The sequence below is a fragment of the Rhizobium sp. 01N447_2 genome (assembly GCF_056399245.1).
In genome coordinates, this window is sequence record NZ_JBFTQY010000073.1 from 1 (window position 1) to 23825 (window position 23825).

A 23825-nucleotide genomic window follows, 5' to 3' on the forward strand; every position below is an offset into this window, starting at 1 on the left:
GTCTTACAGGACCGATTGGATGGGGAAGAAAGAAGAGTGCCGATGGTTCGAATCCTCAAGGGGCGTGGTTTGGATGGGGGATATCTTCATGGATCCGGCCTAGGCGGGGAGGGTCACCCGCCCCTAGATGGCTTTTGGCAAACGGGAGAAATCCATGAAGGTCCAGAAATTCGGCCTGTCCGATGCCGAATTGGTTAAGTCGCCGGGGCAGGACGCGGATATCCAAGCGCGTGCTGTACTGGCGTTAGGCAGGGACTTACCAAAGCGCCGCCGAGCGTATGCTGTCGCGCTGTCAAGTTCCGCACGAAGCGCTGGTCAGCGTTGATCGAGTAATTTGATCCGGAGATCTTCCCAGTGCTCGTTGAACGCCTCTCGCGCGGTATCATAGTGGCGGCTCCGCAAGCTGTGAATGAGCCTTTCGTGTTCTTCCGCCATTTCTTCCGCAGTGGCGTAGAACTCCTGCCGTTGCACGAGAAGAAGTTCAATCTCACCCTCGAGGCCCGAATAGGTTCGCTTCAGCCGAGCGCTGCCGCTAGCGGCAATAATCGCCCGGTGGAAGTCACGGTCCGCAGCCACCAGCAAGGATCTGTCGGAGGATAGGGTCGACTTATGCATAAGCTCGACTGCTTCCAACGCCTGAGAAGGGATGATCCCGGTCATCACAATCAGACGAATGGCCTCGCCCTCGATTGCTCCCCGAACGCGTGTAATATCTACAATGTCGTCAGGCCCAAACTCAGGCACAAGAAAACCTCGGTTCGGTATCTGACGCAGCAGGCCCTGCGTGACAAGCACCTGGGCCGCTGTACGGAATGTGTGACGTGAGGTCGAATGCTCCTCGCACATTTTCACGTCGCGGAGGAACTCGCCCGGCCGGAAATCTCCGGACAAGATGCGCCGCCGCAAAGCCTCAGTCAGGATTTCAACCGCGCTAACGGCTAAGGGCTCGACATTCGTCTGATGATCTTTTGCTTGGTTCATGGCTTGCAGCGGCGGTTTGGCTCTGGCTTCGGTCGCGTTTTGTTTTCACGATACCTACGCCACATGTGACGGCGTAGGGCAAGGGAGATGTCGAGCGGCCGCTGGCCGCTTCGTGGCCGGTCCTAGACCATCACCGACCGAAGTGCATCGTCGACGCCTTCGAGCAGACGCGCCGCGTTGGCCGATGTGAAGATGAGTGGAGGTCTGATCTTTAGAATATGAGCGTCCGCTCCTGTCGCGGAAATGAGGATGCGCCGGTCGCGTGAGGCGTTGACGGCTGCAAGCGCACGGTCCATGTCTGGCGTTTTCCGGTCCCGATCTTTAACGAGTTCGACTGCGAAATACAGACCGGCCCCGCGAACATCGCCGACGAAATCATATTTCTTCTGGAGGTCACGGAGACCCTGGAGAATTTCGCCGCCGACCCTGGCGGCGTTCTCCATTAGACCCTCGTCGAGGATTGTGTCGAGCACGGCCTGTGCGGCGGCAATGGCGACGGAGTTACCGCCAAACGTGTTGAAATAGCGCATGCTGGATCCGAATTCGGCGACGAGTTCGGGCCGCAGGACTACGCCGGCAACGGGATAGCCGTTGCCCATAGGCTTGCCCATGGTGACGATGTCTGGTTCGACCTTGTGACGTTGGTAACCCCAGAGATGGGTACCGGTCCGTCCGAATCCCGATTGCACCTCGTCTGCGATGAACAGGCCGCCCGCTTTGCGCACTACCTCCGCCACCGGCGCCAATATGTCCGTCGGATCGACGTAGAGACCGTCGGAGGAGAAGACGGAGTCTGCGATGAAGGCAGCCAGGCCACCACCGTGTCGCTCCATGTCTGCGATCTGCCGCGCGACATCCTCCGCCATCCGCCGAGCAATTTCCTCGACGGGCAGGCGATAGGAATCCGGCGCGGCGACAGTGCGAAGATAGGGATCAAGGGCCGACTTCTTGCCGAGCGACGGCGAGATTGCCGCGACCGCACCGCTGTTGCCGTGATAGGCTTCGGCTGTGACGATGACACCGGTCTTGCCTGTGTGGTAACGCGCAATACGCAATGCGAGATCGTTGGCTTCCGAGCCTGTGCATGTGAACATCGCGCATCCGGTCCGGCCGAGTTCGCCACCGAATGTGCTGATCAAGGCCTCGGCATAGTCCAGCAGAGGCTCCTGCATATAACGCGTGTGGGTGCAGAGTTTCTCGAGTTGCTTCTGGATCGCCTCGACGACACGCGGATGAGAGTGACCCAATGATACGACATTGTTATAGGCGTCGAGATATTCGTTGCCGTGCTTGTCATAGAGGAAGACGCCCTTGGCACGCGAGATCTCCACCGGCGACTTGTAGAAGAGCCGATAAGCAGGCCCGAGCAGCCTTTGCCGCCTGGCGACATGCGCCAGATCTTCCGTTGTGAGATGAGACGTGTCCTGGGGGTTGAAGCCATTCGGCATGTCGCCACGAAAGCCTTTGGGCAGGGTAGTCGCTTGCTTGGGCATGACAGTTCCTATCGTGTCAGAAGATCGGAGATCTGAGCGGTCGAGATCGAGTGGAACCACTCCAGGTGGGCCCAGCCGGCCTCGGTATTGCGAAGGATATAGCGGCTATTATCGGGGAAGATTTCAGCGCGCCAGCACGTCAATAGCGCACGGACCGCAAGACGGCCCATCGACAGGAAGGGGATGAGCTGGAGCTCCTCTTCTGTCAGTTCGGCGTGGCGGAGATAGCCGCGCAGAACATCGCGCGGTTCGTCGAACAGGTCGTGCCGGTTCGCAGGGTCGAAGGTCTTTGGCATCTGATTCATCAGCGCCGTGGAGACGTCAACGGCGATGGCGGTACGGACCGCATCGCCGAAGTCGATCACCCCAGTCAGGAACTGCGGGCTATCAGCATCAACGACGAGGTTCGACGTATTGAAGTCATTGTGAAGCACTTGCCGCCGGCACAGGTCGAGTCTTGGCTTGATTTCGGCAAACCGCTCGAGTGCGCGGACAGTCCAGGCGCGCTTGCTACCCTCTGGGATGAAGCTCAACAGATCGGAAAGATCGAGCAGATGGGTGACGTCCCATGCCAGCGCCCGGTCGTCTGCGGGATGCGAGAAATCGGCCATGGAATGACGCAGCTTTGCCAGGGCTTCGCCGATCCGTTCGCGCTGCGGGGCCGTTGAAGACGTCCGATCGAGCGGAGTACCGGGCAGGAAGGTGATAAGCCGCACGACACGCCGCTCGCCGGCATGGGTCGCGACAGTGGGCAAATCCGCGCCATTGACGGAGCGGTGTACACGTGGGGTGGGCAGATCAGGTGCCCGCTGCTCGACATGGCGCATCAGGGAGACCTGAAAATCGAGCTCCTTCATCCTCTCTGACGGATGAGCGATCTTTAAGACGAATTCCCCCTGGCCTGCGCAATCGAGGAGGAATGTGTCGTCTTTTTCGGTTTCGAAGCGTGTGGCCGAGCCGCGCACGCCATAAAGCCGTTCAGCGATCTCTTCAGCTTCCTCACTGCCCACAGGATGGCACGCCTCGGAGAGTTCGGCGGCGCGGGCTGGCCCACTTTGATGCTTTTGATCCATCTTCAACTCATTCGTCGGTCCTGCCTCGAGAATGGGCAGTTCGATGAAGTTGTTATCCCACAATCCACATTTTTGTACAACAATAATTTTCTAGCGGGAGAAGCCTTTCTCTAAAAGTTCGACTCCTTCAGTCAATCACGCGCTCTCGCAAACCACAATTGTCTACTTATATCAATCATTTCAACGGCGGCCAGATCGCTCGTATGACAGCTGTACGCCAAGCAATCACAGTAGCATCTCGAAAAACCAGTTCAAAAATTGTTGTACAACCTGTTGCCATAGTCGCGAAGTTATGGTTTTGTATCACCGCTCACCGGAATCCAGTAGGCAAGGTTGAGTGCTCGGCTTGGTTGATTAGCTCGATTCCAAAAAGGGCAAGGAAAAGAGATTGATCAAATACGGACTCTCGAAAGTACCTGCGTCGTTGACCAGCGGGAGTACGAGCCGCGGCCCTTTCTTAGGCAGGCAGCATGCCCCGACAACCTTGTATCGGCACACTGTGTCGTGAAAATTGAAAGGAATACACGTCATGACCCAATTTCGACCGAAGTACGTCACCTTCGACTGCTACGGCACACTCACCAATTTCGATATGGCCGGCGCTGCGCGGCGCGTTTACGGCGAGCGTCTCTCGCCAAAGGCGATGGCGGACTTGGTCGAGGCTTTTAGAGGCTATCGCCTCGACGAAGTGTTAGGGCCATGGAAACCTCTCCTCGAAGTGGTGCATAATTCCATCGAACGCAGCTGCAAACGCGTCGGTATCCCGTTCAAAGCGGAGGATGCGCAGCGGATCTATGACGAAATACCTACGTGGGGTCCGCACGCGGACGTCCCAGCAGGACTGTCCAAGGTGGCCAAGGAAATTCCGCTGGTCATCCTGTCGAACTCCATGAACGACCTGATCATGTCGAATGTAGAAAAGCTTGGCGCCCCCATCCATATGGTGATCACGGCAGAAGAAGTCGGGGCATATAAACCTCTCATGAAGGGCTTCGAGTACATGCTCGACAAGCTCGGCTGCGGGCCTGAAGACATTACCCATGTGTCCTCATCCTTCCGCTACGACCTGATGACCGCCTATGACCTAGGCATCAAGGGCAAGGTCTGGGTCAACCGCGGCCATGAGCCGGCCAATCCCTTCTACCAATACACCGAGATAARGGATATCGGTGGGTTAGCCGCGGCCGTTGGTTTGGAATGAGCCCTCAATTTCGCCTGAAAACTGGCTCTCAGGCGMTGTTGCCTACGATGAGATCGGGGCGGTTAATTTCGCCCTGTCTCTTTATCGGTTGCAACGAGCTGACATGGCAGTCGGGATCGTTAGTGACCTGCTGCCTTTGCAATCAAAGTGCAACCCCCGAACCGGACCCAAGGGCACCTCGGGCTTAGGGCACTGTTGTATTCTGCCGCTGTCGATGTTTCCGATTGGTATCCGGGGCTTAACAAAGCCGTTCCACCCCTGTTTCCGAACAATGGACACCGGAGCGTCTCAACAATCGGCTATCTTAGCGCGATCGGGAAGTGAACAGTGACAGTCTGCCTGAAGCTCGCATTACCCTTTGTCGACGACCGCTCGATCCGCTGTCGGTGAGCATGCGCGCCGGCCGTCAGCCGCTGGCCGCAACCTGCCCATCAGGTTCAACCCTGTTAAGAGCACGTTTGATGGATTCAAGAAACAGATCGACGTGTTCGGCTTGGCAGATGAGCGGAGGACGCACTTTCAGTGTATCTTCATTGGCGCCTGTCGTGCTGATAAGCACGCGATCATCTCGCATTGCATTGACCAGATCCAGAGCCATCACACGCCTCTCCGGAGTTGGCATCCCATCGGGTCCGATGTCGACGCCAAAAAAGAGACCCGCATTCCGGATTGCACGAACCCCATTATGATTCCTTGCCACCTCCTCCAGCCCAGCTCTGAGCCGCTCGCTCATGGCAAGGGCGTTTTGAGGGATTTGGTCGCGCTGCAAGATTGTCAGTACGGCGTCCGCCGTCGCAATTCCAACCGTGTTACCGGCAAAGGTATTTGAATATCTAGCGGTGGCGCCAAACCGCTCCATATGCCCTTTGCGGCCAACGACCGCACCAATCGGAAAACCGTTACCCATTGGCTTGCCCAGCGTTACGAGATCCGGAACGATCCCGTGCCGCTCAAAGCCCCACATGTGGCTGCCAGTTCGCCCAAAGCCTRGCTGAACTTCGTCGGCGATCAAAAGGCCGCCCGCGTCACGCACGGCCGAGACTCCGCCGGCAACGAAGGCGGGAGGATCTACCCATACGCCATCGCTTGAAAAAATACTGTCTATGAGCAGGGCGGCAACGCCTATGCCGCGACGCTTCAGATCCAGTATAGCTGAACGAACCTGAGCCTCGAAAAAGTCGGCGGCTTGCGATTGAGGTATCCCTGCCGGGCCGGGCAGGGAAACCATGCGCACGAACGGGCTGAGCTTAACCGCTTCGCCCAGATTCGGCGAAACCGCCGCCACAGCCGCGCTCGTGCCGTGATAGGCGTGCGACGAGACAATCACGCCCTCGCCACCACTCGCAAGACGCGCGATCCGTAGGGCCAAATCGTTGGACTCGCTGCCTGTGCAAGTGAAGACTACGCGGTCAAGCTCCCCGGGGAATGTATCGACCAGCCGCTCGGCATAGCCGACGAGGCTTGGTTCGAGATATCGTGTGTTGGCGCTTATTCGAGCGGCCTGCTCAGCCATCGCCGCGTTCACCTCGGGGTGGCAATGACCGAGGGAAGGAACGTTATTGTAGAAGTCCAGATGGGCTCGCCCGTCGGGGTCATAGAGCCACATGCCTTCGCCGCGAACGAAATGAACGGGCCGTCGGTATTGCAGCCGATAAGATGCTCCCAAAACTGCGTCACGGCGGGCAATCAACTCAGCCTCGCGCGCTGGGAGGTCGGACTCGCCTGGTCTGTAGCGGTTGGGCATAAGGTCTGTGGACATGTTTGCTGCCTGTCTTAGAGTTGCGGCGACGGCTGTGACACTGCGGCGAGGACCGCCGCTTCGCCTGATGCGGTAGAAAGAGGCGCCAGGATTGTTAGCCCGCGCTCGGCACGAGCAACATTCTTTTTGATGTATTGCGCGTCGGCCGGAAAGAGGTGGGAGCGCCAATAATTGACCAAAATCAGTGCACTTTGGCGTGCGCGCATGAGTCCAACCAACAGCCTTGCTTCCAAAGCGGAAAGTGGGACGACGGCAGCATAGCCCGAAATGAGATGTTCGGCTCCGCCCAAAGGAAGGGCCGGGTCTGCCACGACGTGGCTTGCCGCGATCACCAGATCCTGGATTCTAGGGCTCCAGCAGCCATCGCCGAAATCGATGAAACCCAAGCCCTGACCGGTAACGATTGTGTTGAAAGGGCTAGGATCGTTATGCGTGACCTGCCACTCCAAGTTCGGGATCTGCGGCTCGACGAACCTCATATACTCCGTCATCGCGGTCCGAACGCTTTCGGCAACGCTGCCAGACGGTAGGTGCTCCTCCAATTCCATCAATCGTGGCCAGCACCCGACATGCCAGAGAATGGGGCGGTGGGCTGCGGGTAGGTTGACTTGCGTAAGGGCTAGGTCCAGACGGCCGAGAGCGCTACCGGTACGAAAGAGGAGGTCAGGAGTAAGCGTCTCCTTGTGCAGGGAAATGCCCTCAATTCGGGTCTGCAAGTAACCACTTATACCCTCGTCCTCAAACATCAACGCGCCGCCATTGGTGCGGATAGCTGTAGGTGCAGCAAATCCCTCGCTTCCTTGTAGCGCCGCCAAGGCGGCGCTTTGGAAACGGAAACTGTCGATCGCCTCGCGTCGTGCCGATGTCTTCAGGATCAATTGGCGGCCGTCGGACAGGGAGACCTCAGCAGTGCGTTCGACCTCGGAGGATAAGATCGTGATCGATCCTTTCAGTCCGTAGTGCCGCTTGAGCAGCGTCGCCGACATGTCCGCTTCCGACTTGTCTGGGGGCAATGAGAGGATCGCGGCTGCGGCACGAAAATAGGCTTCTGTCGACGCTGCGGCATACGGCAGGTGACGGGAGCCCGCAGCCTCCGAGCTGCTGTGCCCGCCTCGTTCCTGATCAGCAGCAAGCCCAATATGATCGCCCAATTTGAAGATCCTCGCTGTTCATGGTGCATTTCGTCCTGCGAAGTCGAATGCTCTGATCTATTTCTGACTAGATCAGAGCGGGCACTCTGGCTTTGCTGACTGGCCCCTGCGGTTTTCGCTCCTGGACCGCTGTTGCCCGAGTTCAAATCAGAGTCCGAAAACGCCGGGCAGCTGCGAAATATCGCGGATCTCCGTGTATTCATAATATGGGTTGGCCGGCTCATGGCCGCGGTTGACCCACACTTTGCTTTTGATGCCGAGATCATAGGCGGACATCAGGTCGTGACGGAAAGACGACGAAACATGCGTTATGTCCTCAGGTCCGCATCCGAGCATGTCGAACATATATTCGAACGCCTTTAGGTGCGGCTTGTAGGCTCCCGCTTCTTCTGCGGTGTAGACTGCATGAAAGGGCGCGCCGAGCTTCGCCACATTCGACGGGATCTGGGCTACCATGGAATTCGTGAGAATTACCAAGGGGATTTCCTTAGCCAATTTGGCTAGCCCCTCGGGGACATCCGCATGCGGTCCCCATGTCGCTACGAGGTTATAGATGGTTTCGGCGTCTTCGGGCCGGAATGCAATGTTGTTGCGGCGGCAGGTGCGCTCCAATGCGTTGTGAACAACGTCGGCATAGGGCTTCCAGTCCTGCAATACCTCATCGATACGGTACGCTTGGAAGTTCTTGATGAATTCGACCATGCTCTGCCCATCCAGAAGATGACCGAACAGATCACGAGCGGCTCCTGCCATCTGAAAGTCGATCAGCGTACCGTGGCAATCGAATGTTACGTATTTTGGCCTGAAGCGGTCCATGTTCTTGGGCTCCTTTGAACTAAGCGGCATAGACGGAGCTTAGTTGGAGTTGTTTGGCAGAGTGTGCCGGAAAGCTTCTTCTTTCAGCAGAAGTTTTTGCAGTTGCGGCGAATCCCGCACGACCTTTCGCAGAGACCACGTCTGGCAGTTTAGTCGTGTCCGAAGTTGACCTGTTGCTCCACCGAAGTGCGCCGTCCACGACTTGCACTGAGGAGCGTTGTGTCGAAGCCGAAGGCAGCACCGCGCTCGGCTCAATGGTCGCAGGAGAAGGAGATAGTGGGAATACCTAGGTGGCTTCGAAAGCGGTTGCTTCGAATGTCGAGACGCCATAATTGGAGCTACGCAAGAGCTGGCACGCCGAGCCGCTCCGATCAGCCTGTCGCGAGTACGGCCCGACCAAAGAGATCAAGCCCATACATCATGGGGACGGGCTGCGGTCATCCGAGTGCGTGACCAGCCAAGCCATAAACCCAAGGCTCGCCGGCCTTACGGTTCAAAAGGAGTCGGCCCCGCGACATAGTCGTGACCCGTTCGGCCACTTTAAGGTGACTCGCGCGAAGAAAATCGACCAATGGTCCTGTTTCCCGCGTGTCGACACGCACGAACTGCCCTTTCAGATTCCGTAGATGGACGGCAATAAGCTGAAGTGCATCATCGTCATTGCTTGCCACGACGGGACCGATGACATGGCCGCGACCGAATTCCCGACATACGGAATAGCCGACGATCTCCCCATTCCGGCAAAGGGTTTGCATGGTGGATATCGGGGCTAGCGCTGAGATTAGCTCCTCGCGCTTCCAACCGAACGCCTGAGTATCAAGTTCGACGATCTGCCCGAGTGCATCAATTCCAGCCTCGATCAAATCGCCGTTCGTTGCCGGCAAATCGGGGAGGGAGGAAGCAACTATACCTTGGTACATCGACACGGTCGCTTCGTTTGCAAAACCCAGCGAGACATATAGATTGTGTGCCGCACGAGTGGAATTGAGATACAGATTTCTTCCGCGGCATTCTTCGAATACCTGCTCCATGAGCCAACGCGCATTACCCTGAGCCTGAGAGCGCGGCGTGGTTATGACCAGGCCGATCGTCGCAACGTCTTGGCCATAGGGAAACCACATGGCGCTCCCGAATACCCGGCCGATGTCGTCCACTACCGCGATACCCCGGCCGAACTGGCGGATCCAATCCCAGTCTTTGGGACGGTGTGGCCACCCAACCGCCACGGACAACGCATGCAGCGAGCCGACATCGATCTCATTGATGTCCCGAGCCACCAATTCGAATGACTTGAGTCGAACTGATTTCGCCATCTGACTTTGAACTCCTATGCCCGCTCAACAAGTGCAACGGCCTCGGCAATGTTATCACCAAGCGTCAATCAGCTCATGATTGCACATCAGACCCGGCATCTTTCACTGATTTGCCCTCAGGGTTCGAAATCTTCTTCCGAAATACGTGCGCCGGGCAGTACCAAACCCTTGCGCCATCACGTAGCATCGCGCCGATCACAACGCAACTTCGCGATTGGTCACTGCGAAATTCCACACGCTGCGGGCGGGCCGCGCGCAGATCAGAGCTAGTTCGAAGAGGTGAAGTTGCTCACGTGCGGGTGGCGGTCGCTAGACGCACTGTGAAAGTCAGCGTTGAAGTTCGTCGTGGCACGTCGGTGCTCCCTAACGAAGACGGCGTTGCTTCCTAATAGATTGAAATAATTCATAAGAAACTCAGTCTGGTCTTCAAAGAGCGTCAAGAAGTGCTGAAGGCGCCGACCGTTTCGGAATTTCATGCTGTCGCGGTAGCGTATTTCAGTGACTCCTTCGGCAGAAGAAGTCGATACTAGCCTCATTCGGTCGTGGCATGTCGTGCAATAGCAGAGGACGCCAAACGGCATCTCCTTACAAGACACCGCGAACAAAGATGTCGTGACGATCAAAGGGCTTCACGCCTGGAGGAGACGCAGAGCCGCCGCCCATCTGAAAACATCCTGCATTTATCGGTAGGAGCTCGGCAGCCTGAATTACTGCTTGGATTAATAGAGCATGCGCCGTTCCCCCGCAGGGGCGTCACAACCGCCGCATCATCTGCGGTGAACAGGAGGATAACTCGATGATCGCCAGCATCCAGACTTTGCGCGTGAACGAGGTTGCGCTCTCCGTGCGCGGCCTGAGTATCAACCTTCCGAAAGGGATGGAGCGGGTTTTCGCCGTCGAGAACATATCATTCGATCTAAAGCGCGGAGAGATCTTGTGCATCATCGGCGAGTCCGGTTCGGGCAAATCGGTGACTGCCAACACGATCATGGGGCTACTGCCGAAGGTGATACCGGTGTCGGCTGGCACGATTCATCTCGAAGGCACGGCCATTGTCGGGGCTTCTCCTGAACAACTGAGGAATCTGCGCGGTCGTGTCGCCTCGATGATCTTCCAGGATCCGTTATCGGCTTTGAACCCGCTGATGACAGTCGGTGAGCAGGTCGCCGAAGTGATGGCGGCGCATAATGTCGGAACGCCGGCATCGCGCCGAAGCCGTGTGGTTGACCTGCTCACGGAAGTGGGACTGCCGGACCCGGAGGTGATGTACCACCAGTACCCCTTCCGACTGTCGGGGGGGCAGCGCCAGCGCGTTATGATCGCGATGGCATTAGCACTGGAGCCTAAGGTCCTCATAGCGGACGAGCCGACAACGGCCTTGGACGTGACTACCCAAGCCCAGATCCTGAAACTGATCCGCGACATCCAGCGCCGCAAGGGCATGAGTGTGATGTTCATCACCCACGATTTTGGTGTTGTCGCCGAGATCGCCGACAGTGTGGTCGTAATGGAAAAGGGCCATATCGTCGAACAAGGCAGTGCAGAACAGGTACTGAAGGCACCCCGCCATCCCTATACGCAACGCCTTGTTGCCGCTGTCCCCCACCTCATCGGCAGAGATCGCGCGCATGAAGACGCTGCTCCCGCCCAACCGGTCATTAAGGTCGAAGGTCTGGTCAAGACCTATCGAAGCAGCGGCGTGTTTTTCGGCAAGAAGCGGATTGTCACCGCCGTGAATGATGTATCGTTCGACCTGGCGCCCGGGCGCACCTTGGGGATTGTCGGCGAGAGCGGCTCGGGCAAGTCATCGCTCGGGCGGTTGCTGATCAAGCTGATGGACAGTGACGGCGGACGGATACTATTTGACGGCCACGATATTGCGAAGCTATCCGAAGCGGCGTTTCGCTCAATGCGACCGCGGATCCAGATGATCTTCCAGGATCCATTCGCGTCCTTGAATCCTCGTTCGACGATTGGGCAGATTCTTACAGTCGGCCCAGTTGCCCACGGAATGCCTTATGCCGAGGCCCGGGAGGAGGCGAAGGCGCTGCTGTCCCATGTGGGACTGGATGCAGGTGCCTTCGGTCGCTATCCGCACGAATTTTCCGGCGGACAACGACAGCGCATCGGCATCGCTCGAGCTTTGATGTTCAAGCCTAAGCTTCTGATCGCCGACGAGGCCGTCTCGGCGTTGGATGTGTCGATCCAGGCCCAGATCTTGAAACTTCTCGACCAGATCCAGCGCGAAACCGGCGTATCGATGATCTTCATCACCCATGACCTGCGCGTCGCCAGCCAGATCTGCGACGAAATTGCAGTGATGCAAAAGGGCCGGATCGTTGAACGCGGTCCGCCATCTCAAATCTTCCTGGACCCGCAATCTGCCTACACGCGCGAGCTGGTGGCGGCGATACCTGGAGAGCGGCCGAAGAGCACCCGGCCGATTGCCGCGAACATTTGATAGCCACGGCGAGATCGCCACTCAAGGAGGAGAAATCATGACCAAGGATCTAACCACCAAATCGACCTATTCGCGACGCGATGCTCTGCGCTTAATGGCGGCAGGCGGCGCTGCGTTCCTTGTCGCACCCAACTTGCTCGGCAAGCCCGCGTTTGCGGCAAACCTTCCAACAACTCCGACCGGCCGCGTGGTCGTCGGGCTTTCGCAAGAACCTACCGTCTTCAACCCGCTTATGGCGCATACTGAAGTCGATGATGCCCTGCATTTCTCGGTGTTCGATGCGCTCTTTCGGATGGACCCCCAGGGCGTTCTTCAGCCCAATCTCGCCGCCGAAGTGCCAAGCCAGAAGAATGGCAGCATTTCGGAAGACGGCTTGCAGTGGCGCGTTCGTCTGCGTGACGACGTCCGCTGGCACGACGGCGAGCCCTTCACGGCCGAGGACGTGAAGTTCACTCTCGAACTCATCACCAACCCGAACTTCCGCGCGTGGCGGACAAGCGGCCATTCACTGGTGCGCGACATCAAAGTGGTCTCGCCGACCGAGATCACCTGGCGGATGGAGAGCATTTTTGCCCCCTACCTGTCGTTTCTCGCCGAAACCTTCATGGTCCCCAAGCACATTCTCGGAAAAGAGGCCGATCCGAACGCTGCCGCCTTCAATCAGGCGCCTGTCGGCACCGGCGCATTCAAATGGGCGCAGCGTATTGCAGGCGACCATATCGAACTCGTCGCGAACACGGACTATGTCGGAGAAGGCCCTTATTTGGAGCGGCTGGTCTTAAAATACATTCCTGACATGACGGTGCTCTACACCCAATTCAAGAGCGGCGACATCGACCTCGTCGACCAGGCATTCATTACCGCGGACCATTACGAGGAAGCCAGCAAATTGTCGGGTCGCGTGGTGACATTGGAGGCTGGGGCATCTGTCGAGTCGATCTATCTCAATCTCGAGAGGCCGCAATTCAAGGACCCCGCCGTGCGCCAGGCGCTTTACGCCGCCATGGACAGAAAAGCGATTATCGACGCGATCTATTATGGCGTAGGCAACCTCACCGAGACGTTCATGCCGCAGAACTCCTACTACTACAATGCGGACCTGCCGGCGCAGGAATACAGCCTCGACCGGGCGCGTCAGATCCTTGATGAGGCGGGCTGGGTACCGGGATCGGATGGAATCCGTGCGAAGGACGGCGTTCGGTTGTCGTTCTCCAATGCGACGACGGCCGGCAACAATCTGCGTGAGCAGGTGCAGCAGTTCCTGCAGCAGTCGTTCGCCGAAATCGGCGTCGAAATGACCATCTCGAATCTACCCGGCGCAGTCATGTGGGGCGATTTCTGGCTCAAATCGCAGTACGACACAGCGATCTCCGGTGTAACCAATGTGATTGCGGCCGACCCCGACGTCACCAACCGGCTCGCCACAAGTGCAATTGCTGCAAAGGGCGGGAAGGGCTCGAATACGGGCCAATACTCGAACCCCGAGGTCGATGCGCTGCTCAAGAAAGGCGCTCAGACCTTTGATCCGGAAGCACGCCGCGCCATCTATTTGCGTGTTCAGGAAATCGTCCGTCAGGACCTGCCGTTCCTGCCTCTGTTTGCCTACACCAACGTGTTCGGGCGCAAGGAAGGGTTGGAGGGCTTCAAGGCGAATTCCAACACCCGCGTCGCATCCTGGCATGCTGCTGGATGGCATTGGAAGAGCTGACCTACGCCGCCGCCGCCCGTTGCGGCGGCGGCCATTCCATTGACGCTGTTATGAGGATTAACGAATGCGCGGCTTCCTACTCAACCGGTTACTCCAGAGCCTCATCTTGCTCGTCATTGTTTCGGTCATCGGCTTCGTTGTCCTGAACCTGATCCCGGGTGGCCCATTGGCACAGTTTGGGCTCGATCCCAGCATGACCCAGGACGATCTCGACCGGCTTAAAGAACAACTGGGGCTCAACCGTCCGCTGTGGATACAGTATTTCGACTGGGCCTGGCGCCTTCTGCAGGGCGATTGGGGTCACTCCTTCCGCGACGGCTCGACGGTATTAAGTGTGATTGGTCGTCACCTGTTCGCAACGCTGTTGTTGATGGGGTCTTCCACCGTCATCGCCATCGGTATCGGAACGTGGATCGGCATTCGCGGCGCCACACACCGCTATTCGGCCTTCGACTATTTGGCGACGGTTGGCGCCATGGTCGCTTTGTCCATCCCGACCTTCTGGTTCGGGCTTATCGGCATCTATGTCTTTACACTCCAGTTGGGCTGGCTGCCCGCCGGCAACATGTACACGATCGGCGACGGTTCGGTTTTGAATTATCTGCATCACCTGATCCTGCCGAGTGTGGTGTTGGCGCTGGTCCATATCGCCATCTGGAGCCGCTATATGCGATCCGCGACACTTGACGTCATCAGCCAGGAATTCGTCAAAACGGCTCGCGCCAAGGGTTTGAGCGAGCGGCGGATCTTGATGAAACATGTCGTCGGCAACGCTCTGCTGCCAATGATCACGCTTGCGGGAATGCAGCTTCCCAGCGTCCTGACCGGAGCATTGGTCACAGAGACTGTATTTACCTGGCCGGGAATGGGTCGGCTGTTCCTCGATAGCCTCGGCTACAGCGACTACCCTGTAGTGATGGGACTGCTGATGTTCTCCGCCATATTGGTAGTAGGATGCAATTTTATTGCTGACATAGCCRTGGCCATCATCGATCCCCGCATCCGCTTGAGCTAAGCGCCTAAGTTAACGCCCAACAGGAGGCACTCGTCATGACCGCTATCGTCATCAATCCGGGATCGGACCGCTGGTGGAACAACCGCGCTGCTCACCGCTTCATGAGCCACCATCTGGCCCTGTTGGGCATGGCGATGATCATAGCTCTGACGCTGTGTTGCGTCGTCGGACCCCATTTTCTTCCATATGATTCCCTGTATATCGACCTGCGCGCGCGCTTTGCAGGCCCGTTCACCGGCCATCATTATCTCGGCACTGATCCCCTAGGCCGAGACGTCGCCGCACGGCTATTCATGGCCGGTCAGACCTCCCTTCTCGTTGGCTTTTCCGCCATGCTCTTGTCCACTCTTGTCGGAACGGTCGTCGGGGTCATCGCCGGATACCGCGGCGGCTGGATCGGGGCTTCGCTGATGCGGACGGTCGATGGTTTCCTGGCGTTTCCGTCGATCTTTCTGGTGCTCGCTCTTGCGGCTGCTCTCAAGCCCAGCCCGATCATGATCACAGTTGTGATCGCCGCCAGCAGCTGGATGGAGGTTGCGCGCATTGTCGAGGCCGAGGTCCACTCCCTGCGAGAGCGGGAATTCGTGCAAGCCGGGCGCATGTTGGGATTGAGCGGAACCCATATCATGTTCCGCGAGATCCTACCCAACGCGATAGGGCCGATTATCGTCGCCTCCACCCTGACGATTGCCCGCGCAATCCTCATGGAGGCCTATATCAGCTTCCTCGGCTATGGAATCCAGCCGCCGCTGCCCAGCTGGGGCAACATGCTGAATGGCGCCCAACAGTATCTGGGCAGCGCGCCATGGCTGGCAATCATTCCGGGCGCCGCGATTACCATCGCGGTCACCAGCTTCAACTTCATTGGCGACGGACTTCGCGATGCACTTGATGTGCGGGGCGACCACAACTGAGTGCGGAATGGTAGCCGCTGCCTCAGATGTTGGAACAAATTTAGACGTGACCGCCCTCAAGCGGGGCAGGTCCGTCTCCTGCTCGCGATGAATACTTTTGTGGGATCCAGCGCTCCTGTCGGGGACGGTKAGAATTCGATCATATTGCCAGGGGAATAAAGACTATGCCGGTCGACGTTCAGAAAGTAACTAACAGCGCCTCCTTCCCGACCGAGGTCGATGTCGTCGTCATTGGGGCAGGTATCGTCGGTACCTGCACGGCTTACGAGCTTGCTCGAAAAGGGGTTTCCGTGGCTCTGCTCGAAAAGGGCATCGTTGGCGGCGAACAGTCAAGCCGCAACTGGGGATGGGTCCGCCAGCAGAACCGCGACCTGCACGAACTGGCTCTTGCCATGTACAGTCTGCGGCGCTGGGAGGAACTGGGCACCGAGATAGGCCGCGATCTTGGGTTTCGTCGCAGCGGGATACTTTACTGTACCCAAAACGAGGCGGATGTAGCCCGGTGGGAAAAGTGGGGCCAGGCTGCACGCGTTCAGGGATTTCACAGCCAGTTACTCAATGCTTCCGAAGCAAACGAGCGGACTTCAGGTGGCACATCCTCCTGGGTCGGCGGCGTCTGGTCTCCGACCGATGGGAGAGCGGAGCCTAGCCTCGCTGTGCCCGCCATCGCCGAGGCCGCGAAAGAAAACGGCGTATCGCTCCATCAGAACTGCGCCGTTCGGGGCCTCGACATTGCCAACGGCCGGGTAACAGGAGTGTGGACGGAACGAGGACTTGTGAAAGCCGACACCGTTGTATGCGCTGGCGGAGCATGGGCTTCCCGCTTTTCTCATCGTTATGGCATTGAGCTTCCGGTCGCAAACATTTCCGGGACCGCGATCAAGACAACCCCCGCCCCCGAAGTCATCCAGGCAGGATGCCTCTCGGCTTCAAATTTCGTGTTGCGGCGTCGGACAGACGGCTCCTACACGGTTGCCGTGCCCGGACACGGTACGCTCGACATCACGCCGCGGGGAATGCGATGCGCCTTCAAATTCTACCAGATGTATCGCAGCAAGATCAGCAAGAAGCTCAAATATCGCCTCAACAGCAGCTTCTGGAGTGGTCCCGATGCGTTCGGCAGTTGGGAGAACGACGAGATCTCGCCGTTTGAAAAGAACCGCATTCTCGATCCGGCGCCCGACGCTGAACTTGTCAAACTCGCCATGAAGAACCTTGAGAGCGAATACCCCGCACTAAAAGGGATTGGAGTCGAGCGCGCTTGGGGAGGGCTCATCGATACCTCTCCGGATCTCGTGCCCGTTATCTCAAGAGTGGAGCAACTGCCCGGTTACGTGATTGCCGCGGGATTCAGCGGACATGGTTTTGCTATCGGACCAGGAGCCGGCCGGCTTGTGAGTGAGATCGTTCTGAATGAAACGCCGATGACGGACATCTCACCGTACAAACTGAGCCGGTTCATCGACGGTTCTGCGATCAGGCGTCCGGAAATGATGTAGCCGCTGACACCAGATTTGCCCAGAGGGCACCCTAAACGGTGAGATTACTTCCTTCCGGGTTCGCGGGAGCTCGCCGCCAATGATCCAGACGTCTCTGCAGGAAAGTTCCAATCGTCTACGCCGTAAATGTGGTGTAGCAGCATGTGAGGTAACGGCTTGTGGCGAAGCAATGCGTCGGCGGTGCCCAGATTGTGCTTTTTCTCCCGTTGGAGTGTTCTCCGCATTTAACACTGTTGAGCAACCAACCACATTATTTTGTTTCGTCCAGGCAGCCCAGACCAGCGCATACTGCTTCCTGTTCATCGCTAAGATTATGTCGAACAGGTCGCTGGATCAAATATCGATCTCCGATGCCGCAGCTTCCGACGCCCGTCTTGAGGGATCCGCCGGGCTAACGTCCAGCGCGATGGAATGAAGACGCAAGGCATTAAAAGTAATGACTGATCGCCAGGGAGAAACAGTATGCTTCAGTTGAAGGACAAGGATCTATTTCGTCAAGCCGGCCTCATCGACGGCTCTTGGGTGGGAGCCGTCTCTTCAAAGACGATGGATGTCATCGACCCCGCTAGCCAGACGTCTATAGGTACCGTCCCCGATATGGGCCAGGCTGAGACCAGTGCTGCGATCAGCGCGGCAGCCAAGGCATTCGTGACGTGGAAGAAGAAGACCAACGCCGAACGCGCCGCCCTGCTTGAGCGTTGGTACACGCTGATGATCGAGAATATCGAGGACCTCGTCCTGCTCCTCACCCTCGAGCAAGGCAAGCCGCTCGATGAAGCACGCGTCGAGATCCGCTACGGTGCTTCCTTCGTAAAATGGTTTGCTGAGGAAGCCCGTCGCATCGGCGGTCACACTATTCCGTCGCCAACGGCAGATCGTCGGATCGTCGTGTTGAAGGAGGCGGTCGGCGTCTGCGCGATCGTCACACCTTGGAACTTCCCCAACGCTATGATTACCCGCAAGGTGGCTCCCGCCTTGGCCGCAGGATGCACCGTTGTCATTAAACCATCGGAATTCACGCCGCTATCAGCGCTCGCCCTCGGTGTCCTTGCCGAGCGCGCCGGCATTCCCGCTGGCGTCATCAACATCGTCACCGGCATGCCCGCCGAGATCGGCAACGAAATGATGGCGAATGAAGCAGTGCGGAAGATCTCCTTCACCGGTTCCACGCGCGTCGGCTCTCTCCTCATGCGCGGCGCCGCAGACAGCGTGAAGCGATTGAGTCTCGAGCTCGGCGGAAACGCCCCCTTCATCGTCTTTGATGATGCCGATCTCGATCTTGCCGTCGAAGGCGCCATCGCCTCGAAGTTCCGCAATGGCGGCCAGACCTGCGTCTGCGCTAACCGCATCCTGGTACAGTCCGGCGTGTATGACGACTTTGCCGAAAAGCTGGGCGCCCGGGTGAACGCCATGAAAGTCGGTCCAGGCGTCGAGGCCGGCATCGATATCGGTCCAATGATCAACGCCGCAGCCATAGAAAAAATCAACCGTCACGTGGAAGACGCGGTTGCAAAGGGGGCTAAGATTTCGGCACGCGGGCGCGCGACGGTGGACGGCAAGCAATATGCAACGCCGATCGTGCTCACCGGTGCAACGATCGAGATGCTGCTGGCGGCCGAGGAAACCTTCGGCCCCGTCGCTCCACTCTTCCGATTTGAGACGGAGGAAGAAGCGATCGCGATAGCCAACGGTACGCCGTTCGGCCTTGCCGCCTATTTCTACACCGAGAGCTTGAAGCGATCGTGGCGGGTCGGCGAGGCGCTGGAATTTGGCATGATCGGCCTCAACACTGGTGCGATCTCGACCGAAGTGGCTCCTTTCGGCGGCGTCAAGCAATCCGGTCTTGGACGCGAAGGCGCTCAGGCGGGAATTGACGAATATTTGGAAATGAAGAGCTTCCACATCGGCGGTCTGGGTTAAGTTCTCGGGCCGAACCTAACGTCTTTGCCTTTGCACCAATGATGGGAGAATGTTCGTGAAAACTCTGCTTCTCAAGAAAGAAGATGTCCGCGGATTGATCGGTATGAAGGACGTGATCGGCGCCGTGGAGGAGGCATATAGGGCCTTCAACAGCGACCAGGTGGAGCAACCCGATTATATTGGAATGCATCTCCCGTCACCGGGTAGCGAAATCGATTTTAAGCTCAGCCACTACAAAGCCAATGAACTCATTTCGATGAAAACCTCCTCGGGAKGGTTTGTCGACAATCCGACTGCATTTGGCCTACCGAGCGGGATGGGGACCATTCTGTTGTTCGACGCCAGAAGCGGGGCACTAACTTGCGTTATGGACGGAAGCCTGATCACGGGCTTGAGAACCGGCGCCGCCGGCGCCGTTTCCGTAAAGGTGCTAGCGAGGAAAGACGCTCGAAGGATCACGTCGATCGGGACCGGAAATCAGGCGAGAATGCAGATCCGCGCGATCCGGGAGGTCATGAATATCGAAGAGATCCATGCATGGGACCACAGCGCGGATACGCTTTCCCGTTACAAAACCGATATTGAAAGCGAGTTCGGCATTTCCGTCGTCATTGCGCCTTCCAAGAAGGATGCAGTCGAGCAGGCCGATATCCTGATTACGACGACGCGGGGAAGAGGTTCGCTCGTGGAAGCCGACTGGGTAAAACCCGGCACGCATATCGTCGCGATCGGCACGGATCAACGGGGCAAACAGGAACTCGATCCTGAGATTTTCAGGAACGCTAAAGTCGTCGTCGACTCGATTGCGCAGTGCAGCGAGAAAGGCGAAACATGGCATCCGCTCGCCAAGCACGTCATCACCAAGGACGGGATCCATGGCGAAATCGGAGAGATATTGCTGGGAAGGAAAGCTGGAAGAGAACGCGACGATGAGGTGACCATTTTCGACTCCACGGGAATGGCCATTCAAGACAATACAACTGCGTCAAAGATCTATGGCAATGCAATGGAAAGAAGCGTTGGGACGTTTTTCGAATTCTTCGAGTCCTGACCTTTGGTAGGGTTTATTGGCAACGCGGCTAGAAGGTCCACAATCGGCGGTACCGTCGTTCACTCGCGATCCGATGCCGGAAAACAACTCAATCCGAACAGGGCGATCCTTTGCGTCAAGGAAACGCCAATTCTAACATACTAAGGCGAGCGGCATCATGCTAGACTATCCGACTATTCAGGACATTCGGGAAGCCCGTGAACGATTGGCACCCCATATCAGGCACACGCCGTTGCTGCGTGCTGAGAAGATCGAAAAGGCTGCAGGTTGTCAGCTCTATCTCAAGCCCGAAACCCTACAGATTACAGGCGCATTCAAAGTTCGTGGCGCTCTCAACAAGATGCTTTCCCTGCCCAGGGAGGCCATCGCAAACGGAGTTATCGCCAGTTCCTCGGGCAATCATGCCCAAGGGCTTTCATACGCGGCGCGAATGCTCGGTGTAAAGGTTGTCATAATTGTTCCGGCCACCACGCCCAGGATTAAAATTGCCAATACCGAAGCACTGGGCGCCGAGGTCATCGTCATTGATGGTGACACCGCCGCGAGGTGGAAGCGGGCCTACGAAATCGCCGAAGAGAACGACTACGCGACCGTCCATGGCTTCGAAGACCCACTGGTCATGGCCGGTCAGGGCACAATCGGCTGTGAAATTCTGGAAGATCTGGAGGACGTGGACACGGTCATTGTTCCCTTGGGCGGTGGAGGCCTGATCTCAGGAATCGCGACCGCCATCAAAGAAACCAAACCGTCGGTCCGAGTCATCGGTGCTGAGCCCGCCTTGACGCCGAAATACTATCAGAGTCGGATCAACGGGCAGCGCACGTCGTTGCCTCTGAAAAATACGATCGCTGATGGCTTGAGAATTAGCGTTCCAGGTCAGAACCCGTATCCAATAATTGAGAAATATGTCGATGAAATCATTCTCGTCGAAGACGAGCACATCATCGCAGGCATGCGCGCACTTGCTAACGATGCCAAACTGATCGCCGAACCCGCGGCTTCGATCGGAATTGGGGCACTGCTCGCGGGCTCTATAAAAATCAGGCGGGATGAAAAGGTTTGTGCGGTCCTGACCGGTGGCAATTGGAACCTGACGGATCTTGCCGACATATACAAGGCCGGCTCGGAATAACCAGACCGTGCGTGATGCTTGTTGTATCCGCACGCAACGAATTCGCACCGCAATGGTCGCGATTGCTGGCAGCGCTGTCGCTAACCAAAGTAGCTCGACTGCTCATTAGTGCGGTGTGCGCCTCGCACGAAACATCCTGCTTCGGAATATCGAGATTCGATAGATTTTGCTGATCCTGACGAAGCGTTCGGCAGGAAATAGCCCCACCAGGCGATATTGTGGAGATCAGAGCGCTGCCAAGAAGGTAACAGCAAGGAGACCCTGCGATGAACGCCACGGAAATACTCGACCGGCTGGTCGGTTTTCCCTCCGTCGTCGGCACGCCGAATGATGGCATCGTTGCATGGATCAGGGACTATGCCGAGCGCTGCGGTGCAAAAGTGACCATCCTGCCGGGACCTGAAGGCGACCGCGCCAATCTGTTCGCTACGATAGGCCCAAGAGACAGGTCCGGCTATATTATCTCCGGACACATGGACGTCGTTCCCGCGCTTGAGGCTAACTGGACATCGGACCCGTTTCAACTGCGAAAGGGACATGATTGCCTCTTCGGCCGTGGCACGAGCGACATGAAGGGGTTTCTCGCCGCCGCGCTCGCTGCTCTCCCCATGATCGCCAATTTGCAGCTGACGCAGCCTCTTCATTTTGCCTTTTCCTACGACGAGGAAGCCGGCTGCAGGGGTGTTCCCCATCTCATCCGTCAACTGCCGGAGCTTTGTGCGAGTCCCTTAGGCGCGATCATCGGCGAGCCCAGCAGCCTGCGCGCGATCCGTGCCCACAAGGGGAAGGCCGCTGCAAGAATTGAGATCCAAGGGCGCTCCGGCCACTCGTCGCGGCCCGATCAAGGTTTGAACGCGATCCACGCGTTCGCCCATGTTCTTCTCGCCGCCGTTCGCACAGGTGAGGCACTGCAGAGCAGCAGATTGGACCCAGGCTTTGAGCCGCCCTATTCCTCGCTCCAGATCGGGACAGTATCCGGCGGACAAGCTGTGAATATTATCCCCGATCTTCTCACGGCGGAAATAGAAGCGCGTGCGATCACCGGCGTCGCGCCTACCGACGTACTTGAACCGGTAAAGCATGCCGTCGATACGCTGGCGCAGCAGGGTTTTCACACTGCGTGGGAAGTTTTGAGCAGCTACCCCGCATTGTCGCTTGCCGCTGATGCGCCGCTTGCCCGGCTGATGGAAGAACTGACCGGCGTCGAGACGCAGGCGGCGGTGAGCTACGGCACGGAAGCCGGGCTTTACCAGGCAGCGGGCATCGACGCGATCATCTGCGGGCCGGGCGATATCGCGCGAGCCCACCGCGCCGACGAGTACATCCGCATCGACGAACTCGCCGCATGTCAGGCGATGATCGAGCGGCTCGCTGAAACGCTTGTAAGCTGAGGGGATTTTGATGGCTTTCTGGTTCAACTCCGATCGAGAAAGAGGGCGCGTCTTCGCCGAGGCCTTCGCCCGGGATCTGCCCGATCTCCCGTTCGTCACAGACGCGACAGAGTGCGATCCCGACGATGTCAGCTACGTCCTGACCTGGACCGCGCCGCCCGATCTCGGCCGTTTCAAAAATCTCGAAATCGTGTTTTCGATCGGAGCCGGCGTCGACCAGTTCCGGGTCGAAACGCTACCGCCGCGCGTCAAGCTCGTTCGCATGGTCGAGGACGGTATCGTGCGTATGATGCAGGAATATGTGACGCTGGCCGTGTTGGCACTTCACCGCAATCTCAAGGCCTATATGGGGCAGCAGTCCGAAGGCAGGTGGCAAGCGCTGCCGGTCCGGCAGGCCGGGGAGCGACGGATCGGCGTGCTCGGCCTCGGCATGCTCGGACAGGCCGTCATCGAACGATTAAAGCCATTCGGCTTTCCGCTGTCTGGCTGGAGCCGTTCTCCGCGGCAGATCGAGGGAGTGTGCTGTTATCACGGCGCTAATTCGCTAACGTCTTTTCTTCGAGATACCGACATTCTGGTTTGCCTTCTTCCGCTCACGGAGGAGACCCGCGGCGTTCTCGATGCGCACCTCTTTTCAGCGCTTCCACCAGGAGCGGCGCTCGTACACGTCGGCCGAGGCGCACAGCTCGATCATGGTGCTCTCGTCGATGCGATCGACAAGCAGCACCTTTCGGGGGCGGTTATAGACGTCACCGAACCGGAACCCCTGCCGTCTGAACATCCATTCTGGCGGCATCCCAACATTATACTCACGCCCCATATCGCCAGCGTGACGCAGCCCGAAAGTGCGGCCCGCGCAGTGATTGAAAACATCGAACGCCATCGCGCCGGCCTCGACCCAATCGGCCTGGTCGATCGCGCCCGCGGCTACTGAATCACGGCAGGAC

Annotated in this window: 18 protein-coding genes; 11 read left to right on the plus strand and 7 right to left on the minus strand. The window is 57.9% G+C overall.

What is annotated here, in order from left to right; genetic code table 11:
- Window positions 1–315: 315 nt before the first annotated feature.
- The 3 genes from AC1ECN_RS31560 to AC1ECN_RS31570 form a co-directional block, all read right to left on the minus strand.
- Window positions 316–981, minus strand: a complete 666-nt coding sequence (locus AC1ECN_RS31560) for a GntR family transcriptional regulator (RefSeq protein ID WP_477955128.1) — start codon at window positions 979–981, stop codon at window positions 316–318.
- A gap of 122 nt (window positions 982–1103) precedes the next feature.
- On the minus strand, window positions 1104–2474 hold the full coding sequence (locus AC1ECN_RS31565; protein WP_477955129.1) for an aspartate aminotransferase family protein: 1371 nt from the start codon (window positions 2472–2474) through the stop codon (window positions 1104–1106).
- 8 nt (window positions 2475–2482) lie between these two features.
- Window positions 2483–3484 carry a phosphotransferase gene (locus AC1ECN_RS31570; RefSeq protein ID WP_477955168.1) on the minus strand — a complete coding sequence of 334 codons (1002 nt, stop codon included), beginning with the start codon at window positions 3482–3484 and terminating at the stop codon, window positions 2483–2485.
- Between the two features lie 592 nt (window positions 3485–4076).
- Between AC1ECN_RS31570 and AC1ECN_RS31575 the strand changes: the two genes are divergently transcribed.
- Window positions 4077–4748 carry a haloacid dehalogenase type II gene (locus tag AC1ECN_RS31575; protein ID WP_477955131.1) on the plus strand — a complete coding sequence of 224 codons (672 nt, stop codon included), beginning with the start codon at window positions 4077–4079 and terminating at the stop codon, window positions 4746–4748.
- A gap of 406 nt (window positions 4749–5154) precedes the next feature.
- Here the strand turns inward: AC1ECN_RS31575 and AC1ECN_RS31580 are convergent, their stop codons facing one another.
- The 4 genes from AC1ECN_RS31580 to AC1ECN_RS31595 all read right to left on the minus strand — a co-directional run bounded on the left by AC1ECN_RS31580 (window position 5155) and on the right by AC1ECN_RS31595 (window position 9787).
- Complete coding sequence (locus AC1ECN_RS31580; protein ID WP_477955133.1) at window positions 5155–6507, minus strand: aspartate aminotransferase family protein; 1353 nt, start codon at window positions 6505–6507, stop codon at window positions 5155–5157.
- Between the two features lie 14 nt (window positions 6508–6521).
- Window positions 6522–7658, minus strand: a complete 1137-nt coding sequence (locus AC1ECN_RS31585; protein WP_477955135.1) for a phosphotransferase enzyme family protein — start codon at window positions 7656–7658, stop codon at window positions 6522–6524.
- 147 nt (window positions 7659–7805) lie between these two features.
- Entirely contained in the window at window positions 7806–8474 is a 669-nt protein-coding gene (locus AC1ECN_RS31590) for a haloacid dehalogenase type II (RefSeq protein ID WP_477955137.1), read from the minus strand.
- A gap of 437 nt (window positions 8475–8911) precedes the next feature.
- The gene (locus AC1ECN_RS31595; RefSeq protein WP_477955139.1) at window positions 8912–9787 is read right to left on the minus strand and encodes a GNAT family N-acetyltransferase; all 876 of its coding nucleotides are present in this window, start codon (window positions 9785–9787) and stop codon (window positions 8912–8914) included.
- A gap of 796 nt (window positions 9788–10583) precedes the next feature.
- Between AC1ECN_RS31595 and AC1ECN_RS31600 the strand changes: the two genes are divergently transcribed.
- From AC1ECN_RS31600 to AC1ECN_RS31645, 10 genes are all read left to right on the plus strand, one after another.
- A complete protein-coding gene (locus AC1ECN_RS31600) occupies window positions 10584–12248 on the plus strand; it encodes an ABC transporter ATP-binding protein (protein ID WP_477955140.1) in 1665 nt (554 codons plus the stop codon).
- A 37-nt stretch (window positions 12249–12285) separates the two neighbouring features.
- Entirely contained in the window at window positions 12286–13956 is a 1671-nt protein-coding gene (locus tag AC1ECN_RS31605; protein ID WP_477955170.1) for a peptide ABC transporter substrate-binding protein, read from the plus strand.
- A 64-nt stretch (window positions 13957–14020) separates the two neighbouring features.
- The gene (locus AC1ECN_RS31610) at window positions 14021–14971 is read left to right on the plus strand and encodes an ABC transporter permease (protein ID WP_477955142.1); all 951 of its coding nucleotides are present in this window, start codon (window positions 14021–14023) and stop codon (window positions 14969–14971) included.
- Between the two features lie 35 nt (window positions 14972–15006).
- Window positions 15007–15885, plus strand: a complete 879-nt coding sequence (locus AC1ECN_RS31615; protein ID WP_477955143.1) for an ABC transporter permease — start codon at window positions 15007–15009, stop codon at window positions 15883–15885.
- A 164-nt stretch (window positions 15886–16049) separates the two neighbouring features.
- Window positions 16050–17384, plus strand: coding sequence for an NAD(P)/FAD-dependent oxidoreductase (locus tag AC1ECN_RS31620; protein ID WP_477955144.1), 1335 nt, complete (start codon window positions 16050–16052; stop codon window positions 17382–17384).
- Window positions 17385–17846: 462 nt separating this feature from the next.
- Entirely contained in the window at window positions 17847–19304 is a 1458-nt protein-coding gene (locus AC1ECN_RS31625) for an NAD-dependent succinate-semialdehyde dehydrogenase (protein ID WP_477955146.1), read from the plus strand.
- Between the two features lie 55 nt (window positions 19305–19359).
- On the plus strand, window positions 19360–20355 hold the full coding sequence (locus AC1ECN_RS31630) for an ornithine cyclodeaminase family protein (protein WP_477955148.1): 996 nt from the start codon (window positions 19360–19362) through the stop codon (window positions 20353–20355).
- 157 nt (window positions 20356–20512) lie between these two features.
- A complete protein-coding gene (locus AC1ECN_RS31635; protein WP_477955150.1) occupies window positions 20513–21487 on the plus strand; it encodes a threonine/serine dehydratase in 975 nt (324 codons plus the stop codon).
- 266 nt (window positions 21488–21753) lie between these two features.
- Window positions 21754–22878, plus strand: a complete 1125-nt coding sequence (gene argE, locus AC1ECN_RS31640; RefSeq protein ID WP_477955152.1) for an acetylornithine deacetylase — start codon at window positions 21754–21756, stop codon at window positions 22876–22878.
- Window positions 22879–22888: 10 nt separating this feature from the next.
- Window positions 22889–23812 (plus strand): 2-hydroxyacid dehydrogenase, encoded by a 924-nt coding sequence (locus AC1ECN_RS31645; protein ID WP_477955153.1) that lies wholly within the window; start codon window positions 22889–22891, stop codon window positions 23810–23812.
- The last annotated feature ends 13 nt before the right edge of the window (window positions 23813–23825 follow it).